Here is a 24,956-nt window from a genome sequence, read left to right as displayed (position 1 = left end):
CGATGGAAGTTGGTCATTGCGTGCGGCGCGATGCTGCCCGACGATGTATCCATCGATTCTCGTTGTTGTCGTCAGGAGGCCATGTGTCCCCTCGTTCTGCCGTGATCCGTCGTACCCTCGCCGCCGCGTTCGCTGGCGTCGGTGTCGCCGTCGTGCTCGGTCCGGTAGCCCCGGCGCAAGCGATTCCCGCCTGTCGCGCCGGCTACCAGTGCACCTACACCTACTACAGCTCCAACACCTACGAAACGGTCGTCGGTGGCCGCACCCTCTTCTGCGACGGCACCAGCGACACGTTCGGCGCCACCAGCCGTTGGCTGCGCTTCACCACGGCCCAGTGCAACGACCCGTTCTGATCGGTTGTCTGCTGTCCTCTGATTGGCAGGAGCCCCTACGTTGGTCGGCCCAGCGTAGGGGTGGGCCTTGGCAGGCCCTCCAGTTGACGTACGACGTCGCCGACCGTGACGCCGTGGGCGTGCTCGGGGAAGATCGCCCCGCCGGAACGGCCACGGGCGGTGGCCGGCATTCCCATCCGCTGGAGCCGCGCCCGGGTCGACTCCTAGCCAGCCCGCAGGGCGGCCGACCAGGGCAGCTGGCGGGTGGGGCGGTCGGGCCGAAGGGCCGCCGATAGGGCGACCGGACGGCCTTATGACCCGGGACTTTAGTCCCTAAAGAGGTATTTTCTGCGCCTGTTTGATGGGAGGGTCGTCCTGGAAAACCACCGAGGAGGAATCGTGCTCACCGCGACTTCCGCAGCAATCGTCACCGCCACCCTGCCGCTGCTCAAGGCACACGGCGAAGAGGTGACCGGCCACTTCTACCAGCGGATGTTCGCGGAGAACCCGGAACTGCTCAACCTGTTCAACCGGGGCAACCAGGCCACCGGGCAGCAACGTCAGGCGTTGGCCGCCTCCGTGGTCGCGTACGCCGAGCGACTTGTCGGCGACACCGCAGCGCCGTGGAACGCGATACTCGACCGCATCGCGCACAAACATGCCTCACTCGGGATCACCCCGGCCCAGTACACGATCGTCGGTCGGAACCTGATCGCGGCGGTAGGCGAGGTGCTCGGCGAGGCGGTGACGCCGGAGATCGCCGCCGCGTGGGACGAGACGTACTGGTTGATGGCCTGCGAGCTGGTCGCCCGCGAATCGCGGCTCTACCACACCGCCGGCGTGGGCCTCGACGTCGACGTCTGGCATTCGTGGCGGGTGACCGGGCGGACCGATGAGACCGGCGACGTCGTGTCGTTCCGCCTGGCCCCCGCCGACGGCACCCCGGCACCGTCCTTCACCCCCGGCCAGTACGTCTCCGTCGCGGTCGACCTCACCGAGGACGATCAGCAGATCCGGCAGTACAGCCTCTCCGGTCGTCCGGGTGCCGCCGAGTGGCAGATCACCGTCAAGCGGATACGTGCCACCGCCGACAGCCCCGCCGGAGCGGTCTCAACCTACCTGCACGAGCAGGTTTCGGTGGGCGACACGCTGCGGCTCAGCCCTGCCTTCGGTGAGGTGAGCGCGGTCGCCGGAGACGGCCCGCTGGTGCTGATCAGCGCCGGCATCGGCCTCACACCCGCCATGTCCGCACTGGAGTACGTCGCCGAGACCACTCCGGACCGGGCGGTGCTCCTGGCCCACGCCGACCGCAGCGAGAGCCACCACGCCCTGCGTCAGCATCTGCCCCGGTTCTTGGAGCAACTGCCAAACCTGCGGGTCAACCTCTGGTACGAGGATGTCACCTCCGACTGCTGGTTGCCGACGGCGCAGGTGAAGGCGGGCTGGATCGACCCGGATCTCATTCCGCTGGAGGTCGCCTCGGAGGTCGACGTCCACCTGTGTGGTCCGTTGCCGTTCATGACCCTGGTCCGCGGCAACCTGCTCACCCGGGGCGTACCTGTGGAGCGGATCGGCTACGAGGTCTTCGGCCCCGGGATGCTGCACGGCGCCTGATCGGCCTGGCGGCAGGCCACCAGCGGCCGCGCCCGAAGTGTGACGCGGAGGCGATGCGAGAGCCGTACCGCCGCACAAATTGTATTTCCGGCGATTTGTTGCCCGGTCGGCCCCTACCAGCCCGGGCAGCAACTTCCACGTGGCAGGCTGCCCGCCGTGGACATGGATATCACCGCGGCTTCGGCGGGCACCTGGACCCTGGGAGATCTGACCGTCAACCGGATGGGATTCGGCGCGATGCGCCTGACCGGTGACGCCGACGGCGTACCCAGCGATCGCGGCCAGGCGATCGGGCTCCTGCGGCGAGCGATCGAACTCGGCGTCAATCACATCGATACCGCCGCGTTCTACTTCTCGCCGTTGCGCTCGGCCAACGAGCTGATCAACCGAGCGTTGGCGCCGTATCCGGATGATCTGGTCATCACCACCAAGGTCGGGCCGGGCCGGGACCCGTCGGGGGCATGGCTGCCGCCGGCCCGGCCCGAGCAACTGCGCGGCCAGGTCGAGGAGAACCTGCGTCAGCTCGGGCGCGACCATCTCGATGTGGTCAACCTGCGGGTCCACGGCCCCGAGTCGATTGCCGAGCGGTTCGGCGCACTGGCGGAGCTGCGTGACGCGGGCCTGATCCGCCATCTGGGCATCTCCAACATCAGGCCCGAACATCTTGCCGAGGCCCAGGCCATCGCGCCGGTGGTATGCGTGCAGAACCCGTACGGCATCGGGTTCCGCCGGCATACCGATGACCTCCTGCGCGCCTGTGGTGCACAGGGCATCGCCTTCGTACCCTTTTTCGCCATCGCCGGTGCCGGCCGTGAGGCGGGCGCGAGCAGCACGGACCGCACCGAGATACTCGACATCGCCCGAGCCCACGGCACGACGGCTGCGCAGGTCCGGTTGGCCTGGACGTTGCAGCGTGGCCAGCACGTGCTGGCCATACCGGGTACCGGTAACCCCGAACATCTGGTCGCCAACATCGCGGCGGGCGCGCTACGACTCTCCGCGGATGAGATGGCCTGCCTCGATTCGCTTGCGGTTGACGCCTAGGGGCAGGGCACGGCGGTGAGGACCTGCCGAACGGTGAGGACCTGCTGGACTGGGAGATGACCTTGCCCGGGTGGGGTCGACGGACCCCACCCGGCGTCCCCGGTCAGCCCAGGGCCAGGCGCAGTCCCAGGCCGATGAAGGCGACCGTGCAGATCCGGCTGACCCGTCGGGACCAACGGTCGGTGGAGACGCGACCGGAGAGGCGGCCGGCCAGCATGCCCAGGCCGATGTCGACGGTCAGCTGCACCAGCACGAACAGCGCACCGAGGGTGACCAGTTGCGCCGTGACGTTGCCGGCGGACGCGTCCACGAACTGGGGGAGGAACGCGACGCTGAACAGGATCATCTTCGGGTTGAGCAGGTTGGTCATGAGCCCCCGGCTGAAGGCCCGGCGCAACTCGGCGTTGGCCGGTCCGGCCAGGTCGGTACCCGGCTGCGGACTTCGGCGTAGTGCGAGCAGGCCGAGCAGAACCAGGTACGCCGCACCACCCCATCTGATCGCGGTGAACAGCACCGGCGAGGTGGCGATCACCGTGGCCAGTCCCAGCACGACGGCCAGGACGTGGATGGCCTCGCCGACGGCGACGCCGACCGCGGCGACGACTCCGGCGCGGACGCCGTACCGGGCGGCGTTGGCCAGGACGAACATCATGTCCGGTCCGGGCGTGATCATGAGAAGGGTGATCGCGGCGAGGTAGCCGACCAGCACACTGGTGGAGACGGGGCCCACGACTCAGCCCTCGGTGGTGTGCTGGAGGAGTGCCTGCCGTAGGGTCAGCCGGTGCTCACGCCGGATCCGGGCCTCCCGGTAGCGGCGCCGGTCGTCGTCCGTCTCCGGTAGCAGGGCGGGGACGGCACGCGGCCGACCCGCGTTGTCCACGGCGACCATGACCAGGTGCGCGGTGGCTACCGTGTCGGCCGGTACCGCCCGGTCCCACCGATCGGCGGTGACCCTGACGGCGACCTCCATCGAGCTACGGCCGGCCCAGGTGATCCGCGCGTCGACGTGTACGACGTCGCCGACGCGTACCGCCCGCAGGAAGGCGGTCTCATCGATGGCGGCGGTCACCGCCGGACCATCGGAGTGCCGGGCGGCCACGACGCCGGCAACGGAGTCGATGAGGTTGAGGATCCGGCCGCCGTGGACGGTACCCATCAGGTTGGTGTGGTGCTGGTCCATGATCTGCGACAGGGTCAGGTGCGAGGCCGAAGGCGGTCGGCCGTCGCCGACGTCGGGCGGGGAAACGATGGTGGTGGTCACAACTACAGTCCGTCCCTCGAGAACCGAACCGTCGATCCCCGGGAGGCAGCGGCCTGCCACGTCGCGGCACCAGCCGGCCACGGCGCGTCGTCCGCCCGGCCCACCCGCGAAGCCGACGGCTGCGCACACGGGTTCGTGTACGCAGCGCGGGCAGGTCTTCGGACTCGCGGGCATCGCATCGGAGACAGCCTCCGATGGCGTCCTACTGGCCGTCGCTTCCCAGACGTGCTTCGTCCAGTGCGTCTGACGGCGGTCGTTCCCGCTCACCGCTGCGGGGCAGTCCCGGACTCTCACCGGGTTCCCTCTTACGCCGCCCGAGCAGCCAATACCCGGGGCGGACCAGCGCCGTGGACGAGCATAGCCGGCCGGGGACGGGCCAGCGCGCAGGTGTCCTGCGGATCGTCACCAAGGCTGCCCCGCTTTGGTCGCGCTAGCCTCTGGTGGCGCTAGTACTGCATGACGCAGTAGACGACGACCGGGTCGGTGAACCGATACCAGCGGTTCCATTTGTAGTCGCGGGTGCACTGGCGGTCGTTGGCGGCGCCGGGAACGATGTCGATGATGTGGACGGTGCCCTTTGCCTTGCATTTCGACGCAGCCACGATCCAGCCGTTACCCTTCGGGAACTTGTAACAGTAGAAGCGCACCAGGTGTAGTTCCAGACACAGTCGATAGCCATCTTCGGTAATGTATGCGGCTTTGGGGTTTGCGCAGTCGTTCCGCTCGTAGTCCACCGAGAGCACCCGGTAGGTGCCACGAGTGCCGTTGCAGTTGCCGACCCCCTGGAAGTCGCCCTGCTCGCTGACAGCGATGCACTGCCCGATCTTCGCCGGCGGGGGCGGCGGTGCCTTGGTTGTCGGGAGTCGGTTCGGCGAGTCCGTCTCCGTCTTGGACGGTGTCGGGTAATTGGTCCTTCGCGGGGTGGGCGAGGTCCACGGGTCAGTATCACCGGTCGCCTGATTCTGCCGGTCGTCCTTGGCGTTGAAGAAGGCCACCGCGGCCACCGCGATCCCGCAGGTTCCCAGTAGGCACAGTGCCAGCACCCCGGCGATCACCCCGATGATGAGGGGGCCATTGCGCTTCGGAGGCATTGGCGGTGGTAGCGGGGTGCCCGGTCCCGGTGGAAGGACGCTGGGATCTACGGACCACTGTGTCGTGTCCGGATCTGGCGGAATCGCACCCGGCGGCTGGGGCACACCCGGCGGCGGAGGGGTCGTCACGGGCAGAGTCTCACATAGACCGACCGGAGTGTGCCAACCAGCTGTCCCCACCGTACCGGGCCAACCGTCGACCCATGACAGCCACCACCAGCAGGGACACCCGGAGCGAGAGGGCGGTCTCGGTCATGAGCACGGAGGGCCGTGCGTCCAGTGGAGGGGTACTCCCGCCCTCCGCGTAGCCGTTGAAACCGAGCCGGGTCCAACGACCGGTGCTTGCCTCGACGCGCAGGTGTCCCCGTACGTCGCCGTCTCAGTCGCGGGTAACGATCCGGGCTCGGGCATGTTGCGGATGGCCGGCGAGCGGGTCGCGGCGTACGGGCTAACGAAGTCGGAGGATCGGTGGGCCGACGATTGAACTTTTCTTGACAAGAAAATATGTCGGTGAGAAGGTGGTGGCATGTTCGACATCGCAGTGATCGAGGAGCCGGCGGCGGCGGAGGCATCGCTCGACCCGATCCGGGCGCGGTTGCTCGCCGCACTCGCCGAACCAGCCTCGGCGACGATGCTCGCGGCCCGGGTTGGCCTCGCCCGCCAGAAGGTCAACTACCACCTGCGAACACTGGAGCAGCACGGCCTGATCGAGCTGGTCGAGGAGCGCCGAAAGGGGAACGTCACCGAGCGCGTCATGCAGGCCACCGCCGCGTCCTACGTGATCTCACCAACCGCACTCGCCGCCGTACGCCCGGATCCGGCCCAGGCACCGGACCGGCTCTCCGCGCGGTGGCTACTGGCGATCTCCGCCCGACTCGTCCAGGACGTGGGTGCGCTGATCAGCGGCGCGGACCGGGTCAAGAAACGGGTGGGGACCTTCGCCCTCGACGCCGACATCCGCTTCGCTTCAGCCAGCGACCGGGCGGCCTTCGCCGAGGAGTTGGCCGCCACCGTCACCCGCCTGGTCGGCAAATACCACGACGAACAGGCCTCCGAGGGGCGTACGCACCGGATGGTGATTGCCCTGCATCCGAGTGTGAGCCCACCGAATCGTACGCCCGATTCCGAGAAGCCCTGACCGGGTCGTCAGCCCTGCCCGATCCGATCGACCGGATAGGCCAGCCCACCGACACAGAGAGGTGCCACCATGGGACACCCGTTTGAACTCGGCAAGGAAATCGAACTGTCCGCCACCCCGGAGGAGGTCTGGTCTGCGATCGCCACCGGTCCGGGCATCGACTCCTGGTTCATGGGACACAGCGAGGTCGAACCGCGCGAAGGTGGTCGGCACCGGTTCGCCATGGCCGGCGAGGTCGAGGACGCGACGGTGACGGCCTGGGAGCCCGGGAAGCGGTACGCGTACCAGACCGAACCAGGACCGGATGGCACCTTCATGGCCATCGAATACCTGATCGAAGGCCGCGACCAGGGCAGCACCGTGCTGCGGATGGTGCACAGCGGCGTGCTCGGCGACAACTGGGAGACCGAGTACGACGCCCTACGTGTTGGCTGGGACATGTACCTCGGGACGCTAACGGCGTACCTGGCGCACTTCGCTGGTCGTACCGGAACCCCGGTCACCGCGTTTCGGCCCGGTGCCGGCGATCCCGACCAAGTGTGGGCGGCGGTGACCAGCGCGTTCGGGCTCACCGGCCCTGCCGTCGCGGGGCAACCTGCCCGGCTCGAACTGCCTGGACTGCCACCAACCGGCGGGGTTGTGGACCTCGTGGAGCTGCCGACCTACTTCGGCGTACGGACCACCGACGCCCTCTACCGGTTCATCCACTCCGGTCCGGACCGAGGCAACGTCCTGGTCGTCGGGCACCACATCTTCGCCGCCGATGCCGACCCGGCCGGGACACGGCAGGTCTGGCAGGACTGGTTGACCGGCCTGCCGGTCGGCTGAGCCGGCGAACGTTCGCCGATCGCTCCCGGGAGGCGGTGGCCGGCCCGGCCACCGCCACGCGAGACGGTCAGTCGAACCGTGGTGCGTCCGCCGGCTGTGCCGGACCGTGGTAGATGGAGTTGTAGAGCACCGGGAAGGCGGCACGTGGCCAGCTCCGGAAGGTGATCTCGCCGCCCGCGATGGTCACCTGGCCCTGCCCCACGTCGAACGACACGACGTTGGCCAGGCCGGCGAGGGCCTGCTGGCCATGGGCGTACCCGCTGGCCAACAGCTCACCCCGGGTCGGATAGCTGGCCGCCACCCGGGCCCCGGTGCCGGTGACCTGGTAGGCGGCGTTGTTGTAGAACCACACCGGCCACTGTGCCGGCATGCCCCAAGCCGCCGGAGTGGCCGGGTCGAAGGTGTTCTGCACCAGCGCGCCCGGCACGTTGAACTGATCGCGGTTGGTCGGTACGACGTTGCGGATCGGCAGGTCGAGCAACTCCCGCGCGGTGTCCGCCCCGTCGCCGATGGCGACCAGGTTGCCACCGCCCTGGACATACGCCCGCAGTTGGGCCCAGCCCGCCTCACCGACCCCGCGTGCCCAGGCGAACTCCTGCGGATGACGGGCCGGGTCGAGCCCGGTGACGATCCGTTGCTTGGTGACGCCGTCGGCGATGACGATCGTGTCGTACCGGGACGCGAGCCCACCGCCGGTGTAGTCGTCCGCGCTGACGACCCGGTAGTTGACGCCGTACTGGTCGAACATCCACATCAGCCAACCGCCGGGCATGTTGTTCGCGCCCCGGATCAGCCCGACCCGGGTGTTCGGCTTGAGCTGGAAGCCCTTCACCCGAGGGGTGCTGTCGGTGGCGAAGACCGGTACGCCGGTTTCGGCCGAGACCCGGGCCAGTACCGTACGGGCCTGGCCGCTCGGCGGGACGATCACGGTGCCAGCCGCGAAGTCGCGGCCGGCAGCGGCGAATGTGCCCGCCGACCGGAACACCGGGACGTTGGCGGCCTGGAGGGCGGCGAGCATCTTGCCGATCGCGTACGAGTGGGGCGAGACGAGGTACGCACCGCTGGCCCTCGGCGCGGTTGGCATCCGTACCGGGGTGGGGCCGATGTGGCCGACCCGCTCCAGCCGGGCGGTGAACGAGTCCTGAACGGCGTCCACGTCAACGCCGAGCAGCAACGCGAGATTGTCGGTGGTCTCGCTGTACGGCATGATCAGCGGGCAGTTGGCGCACTTGCGGGCGTTCTGCGGGTACGCCTCGATCTTCAACAGTTGGTCGACCCACCGGCCCAGCGGCTGCTGGGTCCGGATGACGTATGAGCCGGCCTCGTAACGCTGGTTGCCGGCCGTGAACGCCCTCGTCGCACGGTCGATTTCGACCTCGCCGAGCTCCAGGATGTCCAGCAGTTCGAAGGTGGCGTACGGGTCTCGTTGCGCGGCGGGGATGACGTAGGCGTGGGGGCCGCCGGTCCAGGTGAGGCTGTTGCGGGCCACCTGGTAGAGGTTGTTGTAGAGCCAACCCTGGGCGCTGTCGGCGACCGTCTTCAGACCCGTGTAGTAGCTGGTCTTGGCATAGTCGACCATCTGCTCCAGCGTCCACGTGTCGCTGTCGTACGGCGCGACGTTGCGCATCGTCCGATCCTGCGACCCCAGCGGTCTACCGTCAGTGCTCTTGACCGGGTACGCCAGGTCCCGTGCGCTGGCGATCTCGTGCAGGAACAGTGACGTGCCCCGGTAGGAGGAGTACCCGGCGACGTCGGCGTTCCAGAAGATGCCGTACGCGTCGTCGTGCTGGACGCCCGTCTTGCCTTCGGCGATCAGGGCCCGGCCGACCTGCGCGCCGAGTGAGTTCGCCGACTCGATGGTGATCGGGTCGATGTCCCGGCTGAGCGGCTCGTCGTAGGTCGGTAGCCAGATCCGGGGACTGCCGGTGCCGGCCTGATGGCCGGCGTGGAACACCACCGGCCGGTACTTCTTCTCCAGGTTGGTACGGATCCGGGTCTCGGGCTGGGTGAACATGAACCAGTCCCGGTTGTTGTCGTGCCCGACGTACTTCTGGTAGAGGTCCGGGTAGACCCGGTTGAGGTTGGTGCCGGCGGTCTTGTTGAAGTAGTCGACCACCCGGTGTTGCCCGTCGGGATTTCCGGACGGGATCAGCATGATGACGACGTTGTCCAGCACGTTGCGGGTGTAGTCGGAGTCCTCGGTGGCGAACCGGTGCACGAGGTCGACGATGGCCTGGGTGTTGGAGACCTCGGTGGAGTGCAGGGTGGCTTCCAGCATGTAGACCGGAACGCTCTGCGCGGCCAGTGCGCGGGCCCGCTCGGGGGTGAGGCCCCGGGGGTCAGCGAGTCGACGGTTCATCTCGACGATCCGATCGAGCCTGCGCAGGTTGCCCGGCGAGCTGACGAACAGGACCGGGTACTCGTTGCCGTCCGTGGTGGTGCCGGCCACCTGGTAGGTGACCCGGTCGGAGTTACGGTCGACGAGGCGGAGATAGTCCTTGATCTTCGGGAACCCGGCGAGCCGGCCGGTGGTGCCCATCCTGAAGCCGAAGTAGCGTTCCGGGGTGGGGATGTTGCGGGCCTGGGTCTGTGCTGCCGGGGTCCACTCCTGCGCGGTCGGCGTCGTCGCCGGCGACTCGGCCGTCGTCTTCATCGGTACCAGGAGGAGGCCTGCGGCGGCGAGCAGCGCGAGCGCCCGTTTCCGTGTTGTCGTTACTCGCATCAGTTCTCCGATCGTCCTCGGGTCCCCCCGCGTCTGGTCGTCACTGATCCATTGGTCAATCTCGTGATCAGGTGGGCACAACCTGACGCATCGATCGATTTGTGTCAAGGTCTGCGGCTCGGATCGTTGGCTACACCGTTGCGGTGTAAGTCGCTCACCAGCACCGCAACCCGTCCGGCGTGCTCTTCGCCTGGTCCGACGGTGCTGCCGCCCAACCGCCCGACTGCGGAGGTTTCCTCGTCGCGCTCGTCCCCGCCGAGCCGGGTAGCGCGATGCAGATCGACGCCGACCGGCTGGATTCAATCCCGGCTTCCTGGGTAGCCGACGACTTCGACCGGCACCGAGAAGCGGGCGGGGGACGACGGATGGGACTGGATACCGCAGAGGGCCTGTTCTACTACGAGATGGGCGTACTGCGCGATGCGGAGAAGGCCGGCGGGCAGATGCTTGCTTGGATAGCCGGGTACGTTCAGCACAGTGAGCTGAAGCGAACCCTGTGCGAAGAGGAGAAGGCGAGCGGACGGCAGTCCGAGAACATCCTGATGTGTATGCGTGCCCTGGGCGCCGCACCGCTGGAAACCCCCTCCACCACCATCGAGGGCATCCGCAAACGGCTGGAACAGTTCATCGCTCTACAGCCCGCCCGCGACGTACTGGACCTGTTCGCGCTCGGCACCGCCATCCGGTTCATGTACTTCGCGATCACCAGTTACCAGAGCCTGGTCGACTGGACCTCGGTCATGGGCGAGACCGAATGCGTGAAGTACCTACAAACCAACCTCGCCCAGAAGGAACAGGGCGTGGAGGCCCTGGAACGGATCAGTCACCAACTGAGCCGCGAGATGCTCACCCCCGCCTAGCCTGGCGTCGTTGTCGCACCCCGCCAGGCCGCCCGGACACGCAGCTCCGCCCGGCGGACAGGCGGTTCGAGAGCGATGTCATGCGTGAAGGCGGCCACGCCCAAGGGCGACGGACAGGGCAAGGGTTTGCCGTGCGGTTGGGCGTGACATGCTCCGTGGGGCCGACGTTTGTACCGGCCCGCTGGACTAACCTCGTGCGGCAGGCACCGTGCTGCGGCTCGCCGTGCCGGCCGCTGCGGTGGACCGCCCGACCCGACGCGCCTTCGGACCGTCGCTGGGTACGGGAAGACCAGCCGACGCGCACGCCTCCCGCAGCCCCTTGGCCGCCAGTCGGTCGGCGCGCTCGTTCTCCGGATGTCCCGCGTGCCCCTTCACCCAGTGCCAGCGCACCTCGTGGCCGCTGGTCGCCGTGTCCAGCCGCTGCCACAGGTCGGCGTTCTTGACCGGCTGCCGGGCGGCGGTCTGCCAGCCGTTGGCCTTCCACCGGGGGAGCCACCGCGTGATGCCGTCGCGCACGTAGGTGCTGTCGGTGTGCACCCGTACCATCACCCGCCGGGTCAGGCTCTCCAACGCCCGGATAGCTGCCATCAGCTCCATCCGGTTGTTGGTGGTGTCGCCTGCCTCACCGCCGTGGATCTCCTTCTCCGTGTTGCCGTAACGCAGTACCGCGCCCCACCCGCCCGGTCCCGGATTGCCGCTGCACGCGCCGTCGGTGTAGATGTCCACGGCTCGCTGGTTCTCGTGGTCGGTCACGACGGCACGATACCGGTCCGGAGCGCCGCATATCGTGCACCTCCCGACCGGGTGGGGAGTGCCGGGTCGATGGCGCGTCGTACCCCGGAGGTAGTTTCCCGGGCCATGGCAGCGGTTGCGTCGTACTCCTATCTGGGCTCGTCGAGCCTCGCGCCCGACGGCGGGCACCTGACCCTACAGACCTCCGGCGGCCCGACCACCCACCCGAGGTTCTTCACCGGCTTCGTCACCGCCGCCGAGGCGGCGGCCGTCGGCCTGCTCGCGGTCGCCGAGGTGGCGCGCACCCGCTACCACCAGCCGATCAACCCGGCGAGCCTGGACCCGGTGGTCACCGGCGGCCGGGACCGGCTGCGGTTCGAGTCGTTCTCCGGCTGTTGCGGCGTCTACGCCCGCCTCGACGTGCTGTCGGCTGGCCTGGATGGTGACATCGTCGCGCACGGCACTACCAACGTCGACGTCAACCCGCCGCTGCGGCAGGCCCTGGCCCGGGTGGCTGGCGCGGACCCGCTGCACCTCGCGGTCGGCCCGGACGACCTTACCGTCACCACCTTCGACGGGCCGATCGTCGAGCGCAAGGTGCCGCTGCCGTCACGCTGGCTGCGCGGCTTCGCCGAAGCCCAGGTGATCACGTCCAGCTTCGACCTCCGGGCCCAGGTCGGCGCGACCGACGCCATGGCGTTTCTGCGTCGACTGCCCGCCGGTAACGACTGGTCCGTGCTCTGGGCGGTGCCAGCGGGCCGGACGCTGCGGCTGACCTCCCGACCGCTGCCGGGGGCGGTCTGCCTGCCCGGAGCCGGCCGGCTCGCTGCCCTGCGCCCGTTCCTGCGCTTCGCCACCCATCTGCGGATCTACGGCCCGCCAGTGGGGGCGAGCAGTGGCCCGGTGTCGAGCACCTGGGAGCTGACCACCCCCGCGATGCGGCTGTCGGTGACGCTCTCGCCCGAACCGCACCGAGGCTTTTCCGGCGAGGGAGCGGTGTTGTCCGCGCTCGCCTCCGACGAGGTCGCCGACGACGCCGACCTGATCAGCGCCCTGCTGTCCTGGGATCCGACGATCGACCCGGCCGTGCTGGCCGACGCGTCCGGGCTCGACGCCGTACGGGTGCGGGCCGCGCTGACCCAGCTCGGCGCCGCCGGTCGGGTCGGCTACGACGTGGCCGAGGCCGGCTACTTCCACCGGACACTTCCCTACGACGCGGGCACGATCGAGCGGATGAACCCCCGGCTCCGCGCGGCACGGGCACTGGTCGCGGCACATGCCGTCACGTTGGCTGGCGACCTGGCCACCGTACGCGGCGACAACGGCAACTATCAGGTACGGCTGTCCGACGTCGGGCTGACCTGCACCTGTCCCTGGTGGGCCAAACACCGGGGCGGACGCGGGCCGTGCAAGCACGCGTTGGCGGTACGGATGGTGCGGGACGGTGTGGACCGGGATGTTCCCGAGGCGGCAGCCGCTCCGGTGACCCAGTCGGGCACGGTGACCGGGACCGAGGTGACGAGGTGACCGAGTCGACGCTGACCTGGCCGATGCTCCGGGACCGGATCGAACGCGTTGACCGGAGCAGCGTGTTTCGGCTGCTCATCGCAGCCACCGAGGAGCAGCGTCTCGCGTTGGCCCGTGACCTGGAGGCGTACGTCCGGCAGGTGCCCGCCGACCGGTGGTGGGGCGACAAGGGCAATCCGGCCGCCGGGGTGGGACTGGCCGCGATCGGTTGCCTACCCTCGGCGGCGCGGGCCGCCGCACTGCTGTGCCGGCGCAGCGTGCGGGACGTGTGGGGCCGCATCCCCACCCGGCTCTTCCTCGACCTGGCCCGAGCCCGGCAGGTGCCGTGGCTCGGGGATCTCGCCGTACGACTCGCCGACCGACTCGACCGGGACGCCTTCCACTGGAACTTCGTGGCGGCACTGCTGATCGAGACCGGAGCCACGCCACCGGCCAATGAGGGCTTCCTGCGAGGCTGGCTGAACGGGGTGCTCACCGTTGACCCGCATCGGCGTGCGGTGCCCCTCGCCGACCGGCTGCGCGACGATCCCTTCCTGGACCTGGTCCTCCCGTCCATCTTCGAGGTCGACGGAATCGGCAACCACCTCGTCCAGGGCAGGTGGGACAACCAGCGGGGGGTGTGGGACGACACCCCGATCTTCCCCACCACGCTCGCGCTGCTGGCCGGGGAGGGGCGGTTGGACCGCAAGGTCCTGCTGGACGGTTGCCTGGGTCGGTTCCTGCGTGGCGACCGGCCCGGTGCGCTGCGCCCGTTCCTGCTGTTGCACGAGACGCTGACCCCGACCGTCGACGAACTCGCCGACCGGGTCCTCGACTACGCCCGGCTGTTGCCGGACGCGTCGAGCACCGTCGCCGGCTTGGCCCAGCGTGCCCTGCGCGTCATCGACGATGCCGGACGGCTGGAGTTGGCGACCCTGCTGGACGTGAGCCGGCAGACCCTGCTCCGACGGGAGAAAGGACTGGTGAAGGCCCAGCTCGGCTGGCTCGACCGGGTGGCCCGCCGACACCCCGACCGGGCCGGCGAGGTGCTCGACGTGGTGTCGGTCGCGTTCGGACACGAGGCGCTCGATGTCCAGGACCGGGCTCTTACCGTCGTGGCCAGGCACCTGACCCGGGTGGATGCCGCGGCGGTGGCCGGGCTGGCGGTCTCGGCGGACCTGCTCGGCGGGGACCTACCGACCCGGGCTGCCGAACTGTTCGGCACCGCAGGCGCATCCTCGGGCGAGACGCCGGCCGACAGCACCTCGGCTGGGCTGTTCGGGTTACCGGTACCCACCCCGGCGGAGATGCCCACACCGATCGGCAGCGCCGCCGAGTTGGCGGAGGAGATCGCGGCCCTCGTGCACGGCGGCGAAACGGCGGTGGCCTGGGAGCGGATCCTCGCCGGCCTCGTGGCACTGCATGCCGTCGACCGGGCCGGTCTGGCCGACGCGCTGATGGCGGTGCTCGACCGCCACGAAGATGTCTTCGACAACCAGACCTGGGTGCACCAGCATCGCTTGGTCTGGCTCGGAGAGGCGATCCGCAGCGCAATCACGCCCGGCCGGCACAGCGGTGTCTGGAACCGGATGGTGTCGTCGCGCAGGACATCGTCTGCTGCTGGTGGGGTGCGCCGGGTCACCGTCATCCGAGGTGCCCGGGACGACGACTCGTTCGGACTGCCGGACTCGGGGATTCCACGGTCTTTCGACCAGGTGCTCGGGTTGCGGATCGCGGAGGTCGCGGTGCAACTAGACCGTCGGCCGGTGCCGCTGCTGGTCTCGACCCCCACGTCGGTCACCGGATCACTCGCCGTCGAGGTGCTGCTCGGCCGGATCGAGGCAGCGGAGGCGGCCGGCTGGCAACCCTGGTCGAGAGACCTGGAACAGGCGCTGCTGCGGTTGCCTCGTGAGACGGATCCGACGCTGGGCACCCGGGTCCGGGCACTGAGTTCCCCGTCCGGGAAACGTCTCGCCGGCTGGTTGGCAGCCGGCGGGGCGTCGGATCCGGTGGCAGTCCGGGTGGAGCAGCGCCCCGAGCCGAACCGGTCGCGGAACTACTGGCAACCCGCTGCCACCCTGGTCCGCCGGGTCGTGGTCAATCTCCAGCCAGCGGGCGAACCGCTCGGTCGTCTCGACGAGCAACTGTTCACCCTGCATCGCAGGACGACGCCGACGATCGCTTCGGTCACGGCCAGTGACCTGTGGCCCGCGACGCTGCCGCACCATCGCGAGGTGGTGGCCGCGTGGGCGCTACCGGGCATCGCGGCGTTGGCCGACAGCGACGGCCGGGGCGACGGTGCGTTGCTGCCGCTGCTGGCGGAATGCGACGGCCCGGTCGGATCGGCGATGGTCCTCGCGTTGGCCTACACGCTCGCCGCCCGCCACGAGGCCGACCGGGTGGCCGGGGTCGACGCGTTCCTGCTGTTGTCCGGCACGGGTACGGAGTTCGCCGCCGGGGTCGGGCGCGAACTGGGTGATCTCGGTGCGGACGGGACGATCAAGTTGAGCCGGGTGGTGCCGGCGCTGGCCGACGCGGCCCGGGCCGGCGCGGGGGCGACCGTGTGGCAGGTGATCGTCGCCGCGCTACCCGGCCTGTTGCCCGCCGCGCCCCGAGGGCTGCCCGACCTGCTGGCCCTTGGGGCCCAGGTGGCGACGCACCGTGGTGCGGGTGACCCGGTGCCCTGCCCGGAACTCACCGCTGTCGCCGCGCGCGGTGGTACGAGTCGACTGGCGACCGAGGCGCGCCGACTCCAGCGGGTACTCGCCGGCTGAGCCGGACGTACCGCTGGTCGCGATCGGGACCCTCCGGCGGTGGTAGCCACGTACCACCGCCGGAGGCGGGTGAAGGAGCGGAGCGACCGGCCGGAGCTGTCATGCCTCACACGCCGGTGTAGAGCAACCGGCCGGGGGCGCCGCACCGGCCATCCGGGACGATACCGGTGGTGCCATGCGACACGATGGCCGAATGTACGGTCGCCGGGCTGGCCGCCGGATTGTCGTAGAGGTAGAGCGCGACGGCACCGGCCACGTGCGCCGCGCCGAAGGACGTTCCGCTGGCGGTGTAGGTGGCGCTGTCGCTGGCGTTCCACAGGGAGACGACCTGCACACCGGGGGCGCAGATGTCGATGACATCGCCCCAGTTCGACCACGCCGGGACCACGTCGTTGCGGTCGGTCACCCCGACGGTCAGCGCCTGGGTGACCCGAGCCGGCGAGCTGGTGTTCGCGTTGCCGTTAGCCGCGCCCGCCGGCACGGTGTAGGTGATCCCGCTGCTGATCGAGTTGCGTACCGCGGTGTCGAGGGCGTTGCTCGCCGGACCGCCGAGACTCATGTTCGCGACGGAGGGGGCGACCGCGTTACCGGTGACCCAGTTGATTCGGCGATGACCCCGGCGACTGTGCCGGCACCGGAGTTGTTCAGCACCCGTACCGCGATGACGGTGGCGGTCTTCGCCACGCCGTGGACGTTGCCGGCGATGAGCCCGGCGACGAACGTGCCGTGCCCGTTACCGTCCTGGGCGACGTAGTCGTTGTCGACGGAGTCGTACCCGTACAGCGCTCGACCGCCCAAGTCGGCGTGGGTGATCCGGATACCGGTGTCGATGACGTAGAGCCGAACACCGACGCTCGGGCCAAAGAGGTAGGTACCGTCCAACGGCAGGTAGCGCTGGTCGATCCGGTCCAGCCCCCACGATGGCGGGTTGGGTTGGCTGCCCATGGCCTGTACTCGTTGGTCCTGCTCGACGTAGGCCACCGCTGGATCGGCAGCGAGTCGCCGGGCCTGGGTTTCGGTGAGTTGAGCGGCGAAACCGTGCAGAACCCGGTCGAAGACCCGGGTCACCGTGCCGCCGTGGCGGGCGGCCAACTCGGTGCTGGTCGCCGCGTCCAGCCGGTGGTCACCCTTGAGCACGACGAGATAACTGCCGGGTACGGCACCGGCGCTGCCGGCACCGAGCACGACGCCGGTGGCGGGGACCGCTGCGGCCGGGCTGGCTGCGACAGTGGCGAGGACCAGGCTGGTCAGGACGGCGGCGGGACACCGCCACCATCGTACGAGGGGCCGGCGGTGGATCGGTCGGGACGATGGGTGGCCGGGCTGCGCGCAGCGGTGGTGAGACATGGGATCACTCCTCAGTGGGCCGTGCCGGTGGTGGGACCCGACACGAGCCGAGTCGGCGTGCTACGTGCGGCCGGTGCCGGGGCGGGTGGGGCGGACGGTGTCCGGTGACCCCACCCCGCCCCGGCAGGGGTGGGGTCAGCCCTGTTGGCCGACCGTGATCTGGTACTCCACACCACCCAGGTCGGTCTTGGCCGCGCCCTCCTTGTCCGGGCCGGCCTGGTTGACGTGCAGCGTGAACGGGCGCGTCGTCGCGGCTGTCGCCGTGAAGATGAGCGAGAACTCCGGCCGCTCACCCGGGTTCAGCAGCAGGTCGTTGATCCGGGCTGAGCCCTGGCTGACGATCTCTACCTGGTTCCTGCCGACCTCCCGGATGCCTTCACCGGGCCGCCCGGCCGCCACCCAACGCTCGAACAGGGTCGGGCCGAGGTCGGCGATGATCCGGCCGCCGGCAGCCTGGAACGGGGCCCCGACCGGGGTGAAGACCAGGTCGTTGCGGGTCGCCACGGTGAGCGAGTTACCGATGGCGAACGGCCGGACCTGCGGTTGGCCGACGAACAGGTTCACCGAGTTGACATTGCGCCAGGCGATGTTGTTGTTGTAACGGGTGTTGAGGCTGATGTCCGGGCCTTCGAAGACCATCGGGTCGGTGGGGGAGACCCACCGGGCGAGCAGGCAGAAGTGCCCGGGACCGGGTACGCCGTTCCACGGAATGGTCACCGTGGTCGTGCCGGCGGGCACCGGGACGCTCACCGCGCCGATCTGCGTCCATGCGCCGGGCCAGGTCGCGCCGCCACCCGGGGTGGTGCGGTAGACGCGCAACGTGCCGTTGCCGAGCCCGGAACCGTACGGGCCGGGGTTCCGGAGCTTCACGAAGATGTAGTTCGTGATGCCGACGATCGGATTCTGACTCACCGCGCACTCGACCGCGGTGTGGCAGACCTTGATGTCTGGGCTGGCCCAGAGCGGGTTGTAGCTGTGCGGTTGGAGGCCGACGTCGGCGGCGACGTCCCGGATGTAGACATCGGTCGGAGCGGCGATCGTCGAGTCGGCGCTCGACGGAACGGTGGTGCTGGTGTCACCCAACGCGGCACCAGCGGTCGACATGGTCAGTAGCGCGGCCAGCACCGCTCCGACGAGGAGTCGAGGAGCGGACCGGCCGACCGACCGGCTTGCGATACCCATGGACGGATCCCTTCGAGGGAGGTTATGGGAACGCCGGTCACCCCGAGGTGCCATCTCTCGTGGCGCCGGCCGGCTCACTGTAAGACACCTATAGGCGTCGATGTAATAAGCGAAATTCGCGATTGAGGAGCGTGTCCGCTTATGTCGGGGAACATTCAATGTCTCAGATGAAGTCCAATCTGGGGTGGAGAAAATTGTGCGCGAATGTATTTCGCTGGTCGGGCGGCTGATCGAGTCAGTTCGGCTGGTCGATGGCCGTGCCGTCAGCCCCCAGAACGCGCTCGGACATGTGCCGGACTTCGCGTTCATGATGGCGAAGTGCGTCTTGGTGGGCGGATTCCAAGTTGTTTTGTTCGCGTCCGGCCATGGTCCGTGGTGCCGCAGTTCGATCGGGAGGGGCGTCGACCGGACTGGGACTCGGCGTTCTGTGCGTGAATCAGCGTCCGGGATGGCCTCTTCCCGGCTGATCTCGCGGTGCTCGGGGACGTTCCTGGGCAGGAAGGGGCATTCGGGACGTCGCTATAGTGGGCGCGTGCCGTCCCTGGTCGAACCCGTCCTGTCAGCCGGGAACATGGCGATGCTGAAGCAGCCCCTGCTCCGGGCCGACGGTCTTGTCCTCCGTCCCTGGGAGCCGTCGGATCGTCCGGCGGTGCTCGCCGGGTACGCCGATCCGGCCATCCAACGTTGGCACTGCCGGACCATGACCGATGCCGAGGCGCGGGACTGGATCGCCCACTGGCCCGACCGGTGGCAGGCCGAGACCGGCGCGGGTTGGGCCGTGGTCGACTCGTCGGAGGTCGTCGGCCAGATCAGTCTGCGTCGCCTCGATCTGTCCGAGGGACAGGCCGAGGCGGCGTACTGGGTGCTGCCCGCCGCCCGGGGTCGGCGGGTCGCCCCGCGGGCGCTGACGACGTTGGCCACCTGGGCCTTCGCCACCCTCGGTCTGCACCGGGTCGAGCTGTACCACTCGACATCGAACCCGGCGTCCTGCCGGGTGGCGCAACGCGCCGGCTTCACTGCCGAGGGCACGAAACGCGGCGAGGCCCGGCACACCGACGGCTGGCACGACATGCACGTGCATGCCCGACTCGACAGTGATCCGGACCCGGCCGGCTGACGACTGCGGTTACCGGGCGCTTCGTTTCGAGACGCCCTCCGGACGCATGCCGGTCTGTTCCTCGACCGCGTTGTCCGGCAGGTCACCGGTCATCGTCTCGTCGGGGAAGGTCCGGCGGCGCGGCGCGGGGTCGGGTGGCGCACCCGGCCCGGCGGCCGGTATCCGGCTCGGTTCGACCGGGCCGAACCCGTGCCGCCCGGCCGGCCCGGTGGGTTCGCTCGGTTCCCCGGCCCGACGTTCACCCCGCCGGCCCGGTGGCACAGCCGTCGGCTCGCTGCCCTCGTCCAACGGCGAGTCCGCACCGACGCCGACCGGGGTGTCCCGATCGAAACCACCGCCCCAACCCCACACCCCCGCCGACTCAGGGCCACCGGTGTCCGGGCCGGATCCGTCGGTCGGCGGCTGGCCGGATCGATCTCCGGCACGGCCAGACCCGCCGCTGGTCGACGGTTGCTTCCTCGCGTTCATGGCAGCCACCCCATCTGCTCGGATACGTGTCCCCGTCCGGCTGAATGCCCAGGTGACCGCTGGCCATGCGGCCAGGATCCCGCCCTGGCGAGCCGGAACGACGCCAGCATCGGTCGACCCGAACGTTTAGGTCATGCGCAGCGGGTATGCGGTCCGGCATGGGTGCGATTGCCGCCGAAGTGCTCGTCAGCCGCCTGGCCGACTGGGGTGTCCGGACCGTCTTCGGTCTGCCGGGTGACGGCATCAACGGGATCATGGAGGGCCTGCGGCGTAACGCCGACCGGATCCGGTTTGTGCTCGTGCACCACGAAGAGGCGGCGGCCTTCATGGCTACCGCACACGCCAAGGCGACCGGGGAGATCGGGGTGTGCCTGGCGACCAGCGGACCGGGCGGGATCCACCTGGCCAACGGGCTCTACGACGCGAAGATGGACCACCAACCGGTCCTGGCGATCACCGGGATGCAGGAGACCAGCGTGCTGGGCACCGGTTACCAGCAGGAGGTGCAACTCGACCGGTTCTTCGCCGACGTCGCCGTCTACAACGAGATGATCGTCAACCCGGCGCAGCTACCCAGCCTGGTGGACATCGCGATCCGCACCGCGTACGGCCGGCGGGGCGTGGCGCACCTGACGGTGCCCAACGACATACAGGTCGCCGAGGCCGGGCAGCAGCCGTACGAGTTGGTTGCCCCGGCGAACCCGCCGGTGACCGCCCCCATCTACCTGGCCCCTGCGGTCCGGCCCCGGGAGGCGGAACTACGCGCCGCGGCCCGGCTGCTCAACGAGGGGCAGAAGGTGGGCATCCTGGTCGGCATCGGGGCCAGGGGAGCGGGACGATTGGTCGAACAGTTGGCCGACACCCTCGATGCGCCGGTGATCAAGACACTCTCCGGCAAGATGGTGCTGGCCGACGACTCGCCGTACACCACCGGGGGCATCGGCCTGCTCGGCACGAAGCCGAGCGAGGAGCTGATCGAGGAGATCGACACCCTGGTCATGCTCGGCACCAACTTCCCCTACACCAAGCACCTGCCCACCCCGGGCAAGGTGAAGACGGTGCAGGTCGAGATCGAGCCAACTCGGGCCGGGGTACGGATGCCGACCGACGTGCCGCTGATCGGAGACGTTGCCGCGACCCTGGAGGCGCTGCTACCGATGCTGCGTCGCCGTCCGGAGCGGCGGCTGCTACCGAGCTATCAGGCGAAGATGGCGGGCTGGCGCACCAACATGGCGGCGTTGGAGTCCGCCGACCGCGACCCGATCGCCCCGCAGTACCTCGCCGCACTGATCGACGACCTCGCCACCGACGACGCCGTACTCACCTGTGACTCGGGCACCGTGGCGACCTGGGCGGCCCGGCACTGGACGATCCGGGGCGACCGGGAGTTCTACCTCTCCGGCAACCTGGCCACCATGGCACCCGCACTGCCGTACGCGATCGCGATCCAGCACGCCTATCCGGATCGGCAGGTGATCGCCTATCCCGGTGACGGGGCGTTTGCCATGCTGATGGCCGAGTTCCATACGGCCTGCCGGTACCGGCTGCCCATCAAGGTCGTGATCAACAACAACAGTTCCCTCGGGCAGATCCTGTGGGAACAGATGGTGCTCGGCTATCCCGAGTACGGTGTGCGGTTCGAGGGCTCGAAACCGGACTACGCCGGCTGGGCGCGTGGCTGCGGTGGGTTCGGGGCGTACGTCGACCGGCCCGGTAACCTGCGCGGGACGTTGCGGGAGGCGTTGGCGTACGACGGTCCGGCACTGGTCGACGTGGTGGTCGACGCCAACGAGCCGCCGATGCCCGGGAAAATCAAGTACGAGCAGGCGAAGCACTTCGCCGAGGCGTTCCTGCGCGGGCAGCCGCATCGGGCGTCGATCGCCACCACCCTGTTCAAGGACAAGATCCAGCAGTTGCGGGAGCGGTGATGGCGACTGTCCTTCCCACCCCCACGATGCGCCCTGGTGGGCGCCCCGTCGAGGTGGACGTCACCGCCCTGGCCGAGGCGCTGTCCCGCCGCGTCGTCGGCGAGGTGCGCTTCGACGACGGCAGTCGGGCGCTCTACGCCACCGACGGCTCCAACTACCGGCAGGTGCCGATCGGCGTGGTCGTACCCCGGGACCTGGCCGACGTGGTCGCCACCGTCGAACTGTGTCGGGAGTACGGTGCACCGGTGCTCGCCCGGGGCGGGGGGACGAGCCTGGCCGGTGAGTGCTGCAATGTCGCGGTCGTCATCGACTTCACCAAGTACGTCAACCGCGTCGAGTCCTTCGACCCGGCGCTGCGTAGCGCGATCGTGCAGCCGGGCATCGTGCTGGACGAACTCAACGCGTACACCCGGCGGCGGGACAACCTGATCTTCGGTCCGAAACCGGCCACCCACTCGCACTGCACCATCGGCGGGATGATCGGCAACAACTCCTGCGGCTCGACCGCCCAGTGGAGCGGCACCACCGCCGCCAACGTCCGGCGACTGGAGGTGCTCACCTACGACGGCGTCCGGATGTGGGTCGGCCCCACCTCCGACGCCGAGTACGAGCGGATCCTCGCCGCCGGTGGCCGACCGGCCGACATCCACCGTCGCCTCCGCGAGTTGGTCGACCGGCACGCCGACGCGTTGCGCAACCTGCCCCAGCTGCCCCGGCGTATCTCCGGCTACAACCTGGCCGCGCTGCTGCCCGAGCATGGCTTCAACGTCGCGCAGGCGTTGGTGGGCAGCGAGTCGACCTGTGTCACCGTGCTGCGCGCCGAGCTGGCCCTGCTGCCCGAACCACCCGCCAAGGCGATGGTGCTGCTCGGCTACCACGACATCGTCGCCGCCGCGCACGCCGTACGGGACGTGAATCCGCACCAGCCGTTCGTGCTGGAGGCGCTGGATGACAAGCTCATCGGCTACGAGATGCGCAAACACATGCATCCTGCGGCGCTGCACCTGCTGCCGGAGGGCGGTGCCTGGTTGCTGGCGCAGTTCGGTGGCGACACCGTCGCGGAGGCGCGCGGCAAGGTCGACGTGCTCGTCGAGACGCTGAGTCAGGGCGAGCACCCGCCGACGGTGCAGGTGTTTGATGATCCGCAGCACGAGGACCAGATCTGGCAGGTACGTGAGTCCGCGTTGGCGGCCACCGCTCGCGTGCCGGGCATGCCGGACACCTGGCCGGGCTGGGAGGACTCGGCCGTGCCGCCGGAGCGGCTCGGGGACTACCTGAGCGGGTTCAGTAAGTTGCTCGACGAGTTCGGCTATGGTGCCGCGAGCCTCTACGGGCACTTCGGCAACGGCTGCCTGCACACCAGCATCCCGTTCGACCTGATCACCGTGCAGGGGGTGCGGCAGTTCCGGGCCTTCGTCGAGCGGGCCGCCGACCTGTGCGTGGGGCACGGCGGGTCGCTCTCCGGCGAGCATGGTGACGGACAGGCCCGAGGTGAACTGCTGGTCAAGATGTACGGCCCCGACATGGTGCGGGTGTTCGAGGAGTTCAAGGCGATCTTCGACCCGGACAACCGGATGAACCCGGGCAAGGTTGTACACGCCAACCCGCTCGACTCCCAACTGCGCCTCGGCCCCGACTACGCCCCGGCCGAACCCGCCACCTTCTTCGAATACCCGTCCGACCAGGACAGCTTCGCCCGCGCCGCCAACCGCTGTGTCGGCGTCGGTAAGTGCCGGCGGCATGGCGGGAACGGGGTGATGTGTCCCAGCTACATGGTCACGGGCGACGAGCAGCACTCCACCCGGGGCCGAGCCCGGCTGTTGTTCGAGATGGTGCGGGGTGAGACCATCACCGGCGGCTGGCGGGATCCGGCGGTAGCCGATGCTCTCGACCTCTGTCTGGCCTGCAAGGGCTGTAAGCGGGACTGCCCGGTCAACGTCGACATGGCCACCTACAAGGCCGAGTTCCTCGCCCACCACTACGCCGGCCGGATCCGTCCTCGCGACCACTACAGCCTCGGCTGGTTGCCGGTCTGGGCCCGGCTGGCGACGCTCGCCCCCGGCACGGTCAACCGCGCGGCGCGTACCCCCGGGGTCGGCACCCTGGCCAAGCTGCTCGCCGGGGTGGATCCACGACGGCAGCTACCGACCTTCGCAGCGGCCAGCTTCAAGCGTTGGTTCCACCGCCGCACCCCGGGCGGCTCCGGCGAGCGGGGGCAGGTCCTGCTCTGGCCGGACACCTTCACCACCTACCTGTCGCCGCATGTGGCGGCAGCAGCGGTGGGGGTGCTGGAAGCGGCCGGGTTCCGGGTGGTCATGCCCACCCAGCAGGTCTGCTGCGGCCTGACCTGGATCTCCACTGGTCAGCTCGGCACCGCCCGGCGGGTGTTGCGGCGCAGCCTCGACGTCCTCGCCCCCTATCTGCGCGACGGCCTGCCGGTGGTCGGCCTGGAGCCGAGCTGCACCGGGGTCTTCCGATCCGATGCACACGAACTGCTCGGCCACGACCTGGACGTCGAACGGCTGGTCGCGCAGACCAAGACGCTGGCGGAACTGCTCACCGAGCGGGTCCCCGACTTCACCCCGCAGCTGACCGGCGTCGACGGGCGGCGGCCGAAGGCGGTCGTGCAGACCCACTGCCACCAGCACGCTGTTCTGGGCTTCGACCCGGACACCACGCTGATGGCGCGGGCTGGTCTCGACGTCGAGGTCCTCGACTCGGGCTGCTGCGGGCTGGCCGGCAACTTCGGTATGACCACCGAACACCGGGACGTCTCCCTGGCCTGCGCCGAACGGGTCCTGCTGCCGGCCGTACGCGCCGCTGACCCGAGCACCCTGCTCGTCGCCGACGGCTTCTCCTGCCGTACGCAGATCGAGGACGCGGCGATCGGCCGCCGGGCCGTACACCTTGCCGAGATCCTCAACGGTGCCGTCCGGGGGCTGGCCCCAGGGGACTACCCGGAACAGGTGCTCGCCCGGCGTCCCGGCCGCGCCCATGTCCTCGGGTGATCTG

The 24,956-nt window shown here is 69.4% G+C and carries 18 protein-coding genes, 1 pseudogene and 1 riboswitch; of the genes and pseudogenes, 11 read left to right on the top strand and 8 right to left on the bottom strand.

Going from position 1 to position 24,956, the window contains the following annotated elements; genetic code table 11:
- Positions 1 to 83 precede the first annotated feature (83 nt).
- The 3 genes from FHR38_RS31035 to FHR38_RS31025 all read left to right on the top strand — a co-directional run bounded on the left by FHR38_RS31035 (position 84) and on the right by FHR38_RS31025 (position 2,990).
- Complete coding sequence (locus tag FHR38_RS31035) at positions 84 to 353, top strand: DUF6289 family protein (RefSeq protein WP_184538845.1); 270 nt, start codon at positions 84 to 86, stop codon at positions 351 to 353.
- A gap of 378 nt (positions 354 to 731) precedes the next feature.
- Positions 732 to 1,946, top strand: coding sequence for a globin domain-containing protein (locus tag FHR38_RS31030; protein ID WP_312882509.1), 1,215 nt, complete (start codon positions 732 to 734; stop codon positions 1,944 to 1,946).
- Between the two features lie 162 nt (positions 1,947 to 2,108).
- Positions 2,109 to 2,990, top strand: coding sequence for an oxidoreductase (locus FHR38_RS31025; RefSeq protein WP_184540493.1), 882 nt, complete (start codon positions 2,109 to 2,111; stop codon positions 2,988 to 2,990).
- Between the two features lie 103 nt (positions 2,991 to 3,093).
- Here FHR38_RS31025 and FHR38_RS31020 read toward each other — a convergent pair whose 3' ends face one another.
- The 3 genes from FHR38_RS31020 to FHR38_RS31010 all read right to left on the bottom strand — a co-directional run bounded on the left by FHR38_RS31020 (position 3,094) and on the right by FHR38_RS31010 (position 5,306).
- Positions 3,094 to 3,720, bottom strand: a complete 627-nt coding sequence (locus FHR38_RS31020; protein WP_312882508.1) for a LysE family translocator — start codon at positions 3,718 to 3,720, stop codon at positions 3,094 to 3,096.
- Positions 3,721 to 3,723: 3 nt separating this feature from the next.
- Positions 3,724 to 4,170 carry an acyl-CoA thioesterase gene (locus FHR38_RS31015; RefSeq protein WP_246448039.1) on the bottom strand — a complete coding sequence of 149 codons (447 nt, stop codon included), beginning with the start codon at positions 4,168 to 4,170 and terminating at the stop codon, positions 3,724 to 3,726.
- Between the two features lie 213 nt (positions 4,171 to 4,383).
- A riboswitch (cobalamin riboswitch) is annotated at positions 4,384 to 4,610 on the bottom strand.
- Between the two features lie 87 nt (positions 4,611 to 4,697).
- On the bottom strand, positions 4,698 to 5,306 hold the full coding sequence (locus FHR38_RS31010) for a hypothetical protein (RefSeq protein ID WP_184538843.1): 609 nt from the start codon (positions 5,304 to 5,306) through the stop codon (positions 4,698 to 4,700).
- A gap of 562 nt (positions 5,307 to 5,868) precedes the next feature.
- Between FHR38_RS31010 and FHR38_RS31005 the strand changes: the two genes are divergently transcribed.
- A complete protein-coding gene (locus FHR38_RS31005) occupies positions 5,869 to 6,480 on the top strand; it encodes an ArsR/SmtB family transcription factor (RefSeq protein ID WP_184538841.1) in 612 nt (203 codons plus the stop codon).
- Positions 6,481 to 6,549: 69 nt separating this feature from the next.
- Positions 6,550 to 7,308 (top strand): SRPBCC family protein, encoded by a 759-nt coding sequence (locus tag FHR38_RS31000; protein ID WP_184538839.1) that lies wholly within the window; start codon positions 6,550 to 6,552, stop codon positions 7,306 to 7,308.
- A 67-nt stretch (positions 7,309 to 7,375) separates the two neighbouring features.
- Here FHR38_RS31000 and FHR38_RS30995 read toward each other — a convergent pair whose 3' ends face one another.
- Entirely contained in the window at positions 7,376 to 10,030 is a 2,655-nt protein-coding gene (locus FHR38_RS30995; protein WP_184538837.1) for a M14 family zinc carboxypeptidase, read from the bottom strand.
- A gap of 179 nt (positions 10,031 to 10,209) precedes the next feature.
- Here FHR38_RS30995 and FHR38_RS32690 point away from each other — a divergent pair, with 179 nt between their 5' ends.
- Positions 10,210 to 10,890 carry a YciE/YciF ferroxidase family protein gene (locus tag FHR38_RS32690; protein WP_184538835.1) on the top strand — a complete coding sequence of 227 codons (681 nt, stop codon included), beginning with the start codon at positions 10,210 to 10,212 and terminating at the stop codon, positions 10,888 to 10,890.
- A 186-nt stretch (positions 10,891 to 11,076) separates the two neighbouring features.
- Here FHR38_RS32690 and rnhA read toward each other — a convergent pair whose 3' ends face one another.
- The gene (rnhA, locus tag FHR38_RS30985) at positions 11,077 to 11,643 is read right to left on the bottom strand and encodes a ribonuclease HI (RefSeq protein ID WP_184538833.1); all 567 of its coding nucleotides are present in this window, start codon (positions 11,641 to 11,643) and stop codon (positions 11,077 to 11,079) included.
- A 105-nt stretch (positions 11,644 to 11,748) separates the two neighbouring features.
- Here rnhA and FHR38_RS30980 point away from each other — a divergent pair, with 105 nt between their 5' ends.
- Both FHR38_RS30980 and FHR38_RS30975 read left to right on the top strand, forming a co-directional pair.
- A complete protein-coding gene (locus FHR38_RS30980) occupies positions 11,749 to 13,149 on the top strand; it encodes an SWIM zinc finger family protein (protein WP_184538831.1) in 1,401 nt (466 codons plus the stop codon).
- Positions 13,146 to 15,902: a DUF6493 family protein gene (locus FHR38_RS30975; protein ID WP_184538829.1), complete on the top strand. Its 2,757-nt coding sequence runs from the start codon at positions 13,146 to 13,148 to the stop codon at positions 15,900 to 15,902. The genes FHR38_RS30980 and FHR38_RS30975 overlap by 4 nt, the downstream gene beginning before the upstream one ends.
- Before the next feature lie 106 nt (positions 15,903 to 16,008).
- Here the strand turns inward: FHR38_RS30975 and FHR38_RS33680 are convergent.
- Together FHR38_RS33680 and FHR38_RS30965 are read right to left on the bottom strand one after the other, a co-directional pair.
- A pseudogene (locus FHR38_RS33680) lies at positions 16,009 to 17,249 on the bottom strand (S8 family peptidase).
- A 135-nt stretch (positions 17,250 to 17,384) separates the two neighbouring features.
- Positions 17,385 to 18,431 (bottom strand): hypothetical protein, encoded by a 1,047-nt coding sequence (locus FHR38_RS30965; RefSeq protein WP_184538827.1) that lies wholly within the window; start codon positions 18,429 to 18,431, stop codon positions 17,385 to 17,387.
- A 532-nt stretch (positions 18,432 to 18,963) separates the two neighbouring features.
- Between FHR38_RS30965 and FHR38_RS30960 the strand changes: the two genes are divergently transcribed.
- A complete protein-coding gene (locus tag FHR38_RS30960; protein ID WP_312882505.1) occupies positions 18,964 to 19,548 on the top strand; it encodes a GNAT family N-acetyltransferase in 585 nt (194 codons plus the stop codon).
- Positions 19,549 to 19,557: 9 nt separating this feature from the next.
- On the opposite strand, the gene FHR38_RS30955 is transcribed toward FHR38_RS30960, so the two are convergent.
- Entirely contained in the window at positions 19,558 to 20,016 is a 459-nt protein-coding gene (locus FHR38_RS30955) for a hypothetical protein (RefSeq protein ID WP_246446801.1), read from the bottom strand.
- Between the two features lie 158 nt (positions 20,017 to 20,174).
- On the opposite strand from FHR38_RS30955, the gene FHR38_RS30950 reads away from it, so the two are divergent.
- Positions 20,175 to 21,944 (top strand): thiamine pyrophosphate-dependent enzyme, encoded by a 1,770-nt coding sequence (locus FHR38_RS30950; RefSeq protein ID WP_184538825.1) that lies wholly within the window; start codon positions 20,175 to 20,177, stop codon positions 21,942 to 21,944.
- Positions 21,944 to 24,952, top strand: coding sequence for an FAD-binding and (Fe-S)-binding domain-containing protein (locus tag FHR38_RS30945; protein ID WP_184538824.1), 3,009 nt, complete (start codon positions 21,944 to 21,946; stop codon positions 24,950 to 24,952). The genes FHR38_RS30950 and FHR38_RS30945 overlap by 1 nt, the downstream gene beginning before the upstream one ends.
- Positions 24,953 to 24,956 lie beyond the last annotated feature (4 nt).

Origin of the sequence: Micromonospora polyrhachis (genome assembly GCF_014203835.1) — a bacterium.
GTDB classification, from domain to species: Bacteria; Actinomycetota; Actinomycetes; order Mycobacteriales; family Micromonosporaceae; genus Micromonospora_H; species Micromonospora_H polyrhachis.
Note: the sequence above shows the minus strand (reverse complement) of the source record. Positions and strands in the feature narration are given on the sequence as shown.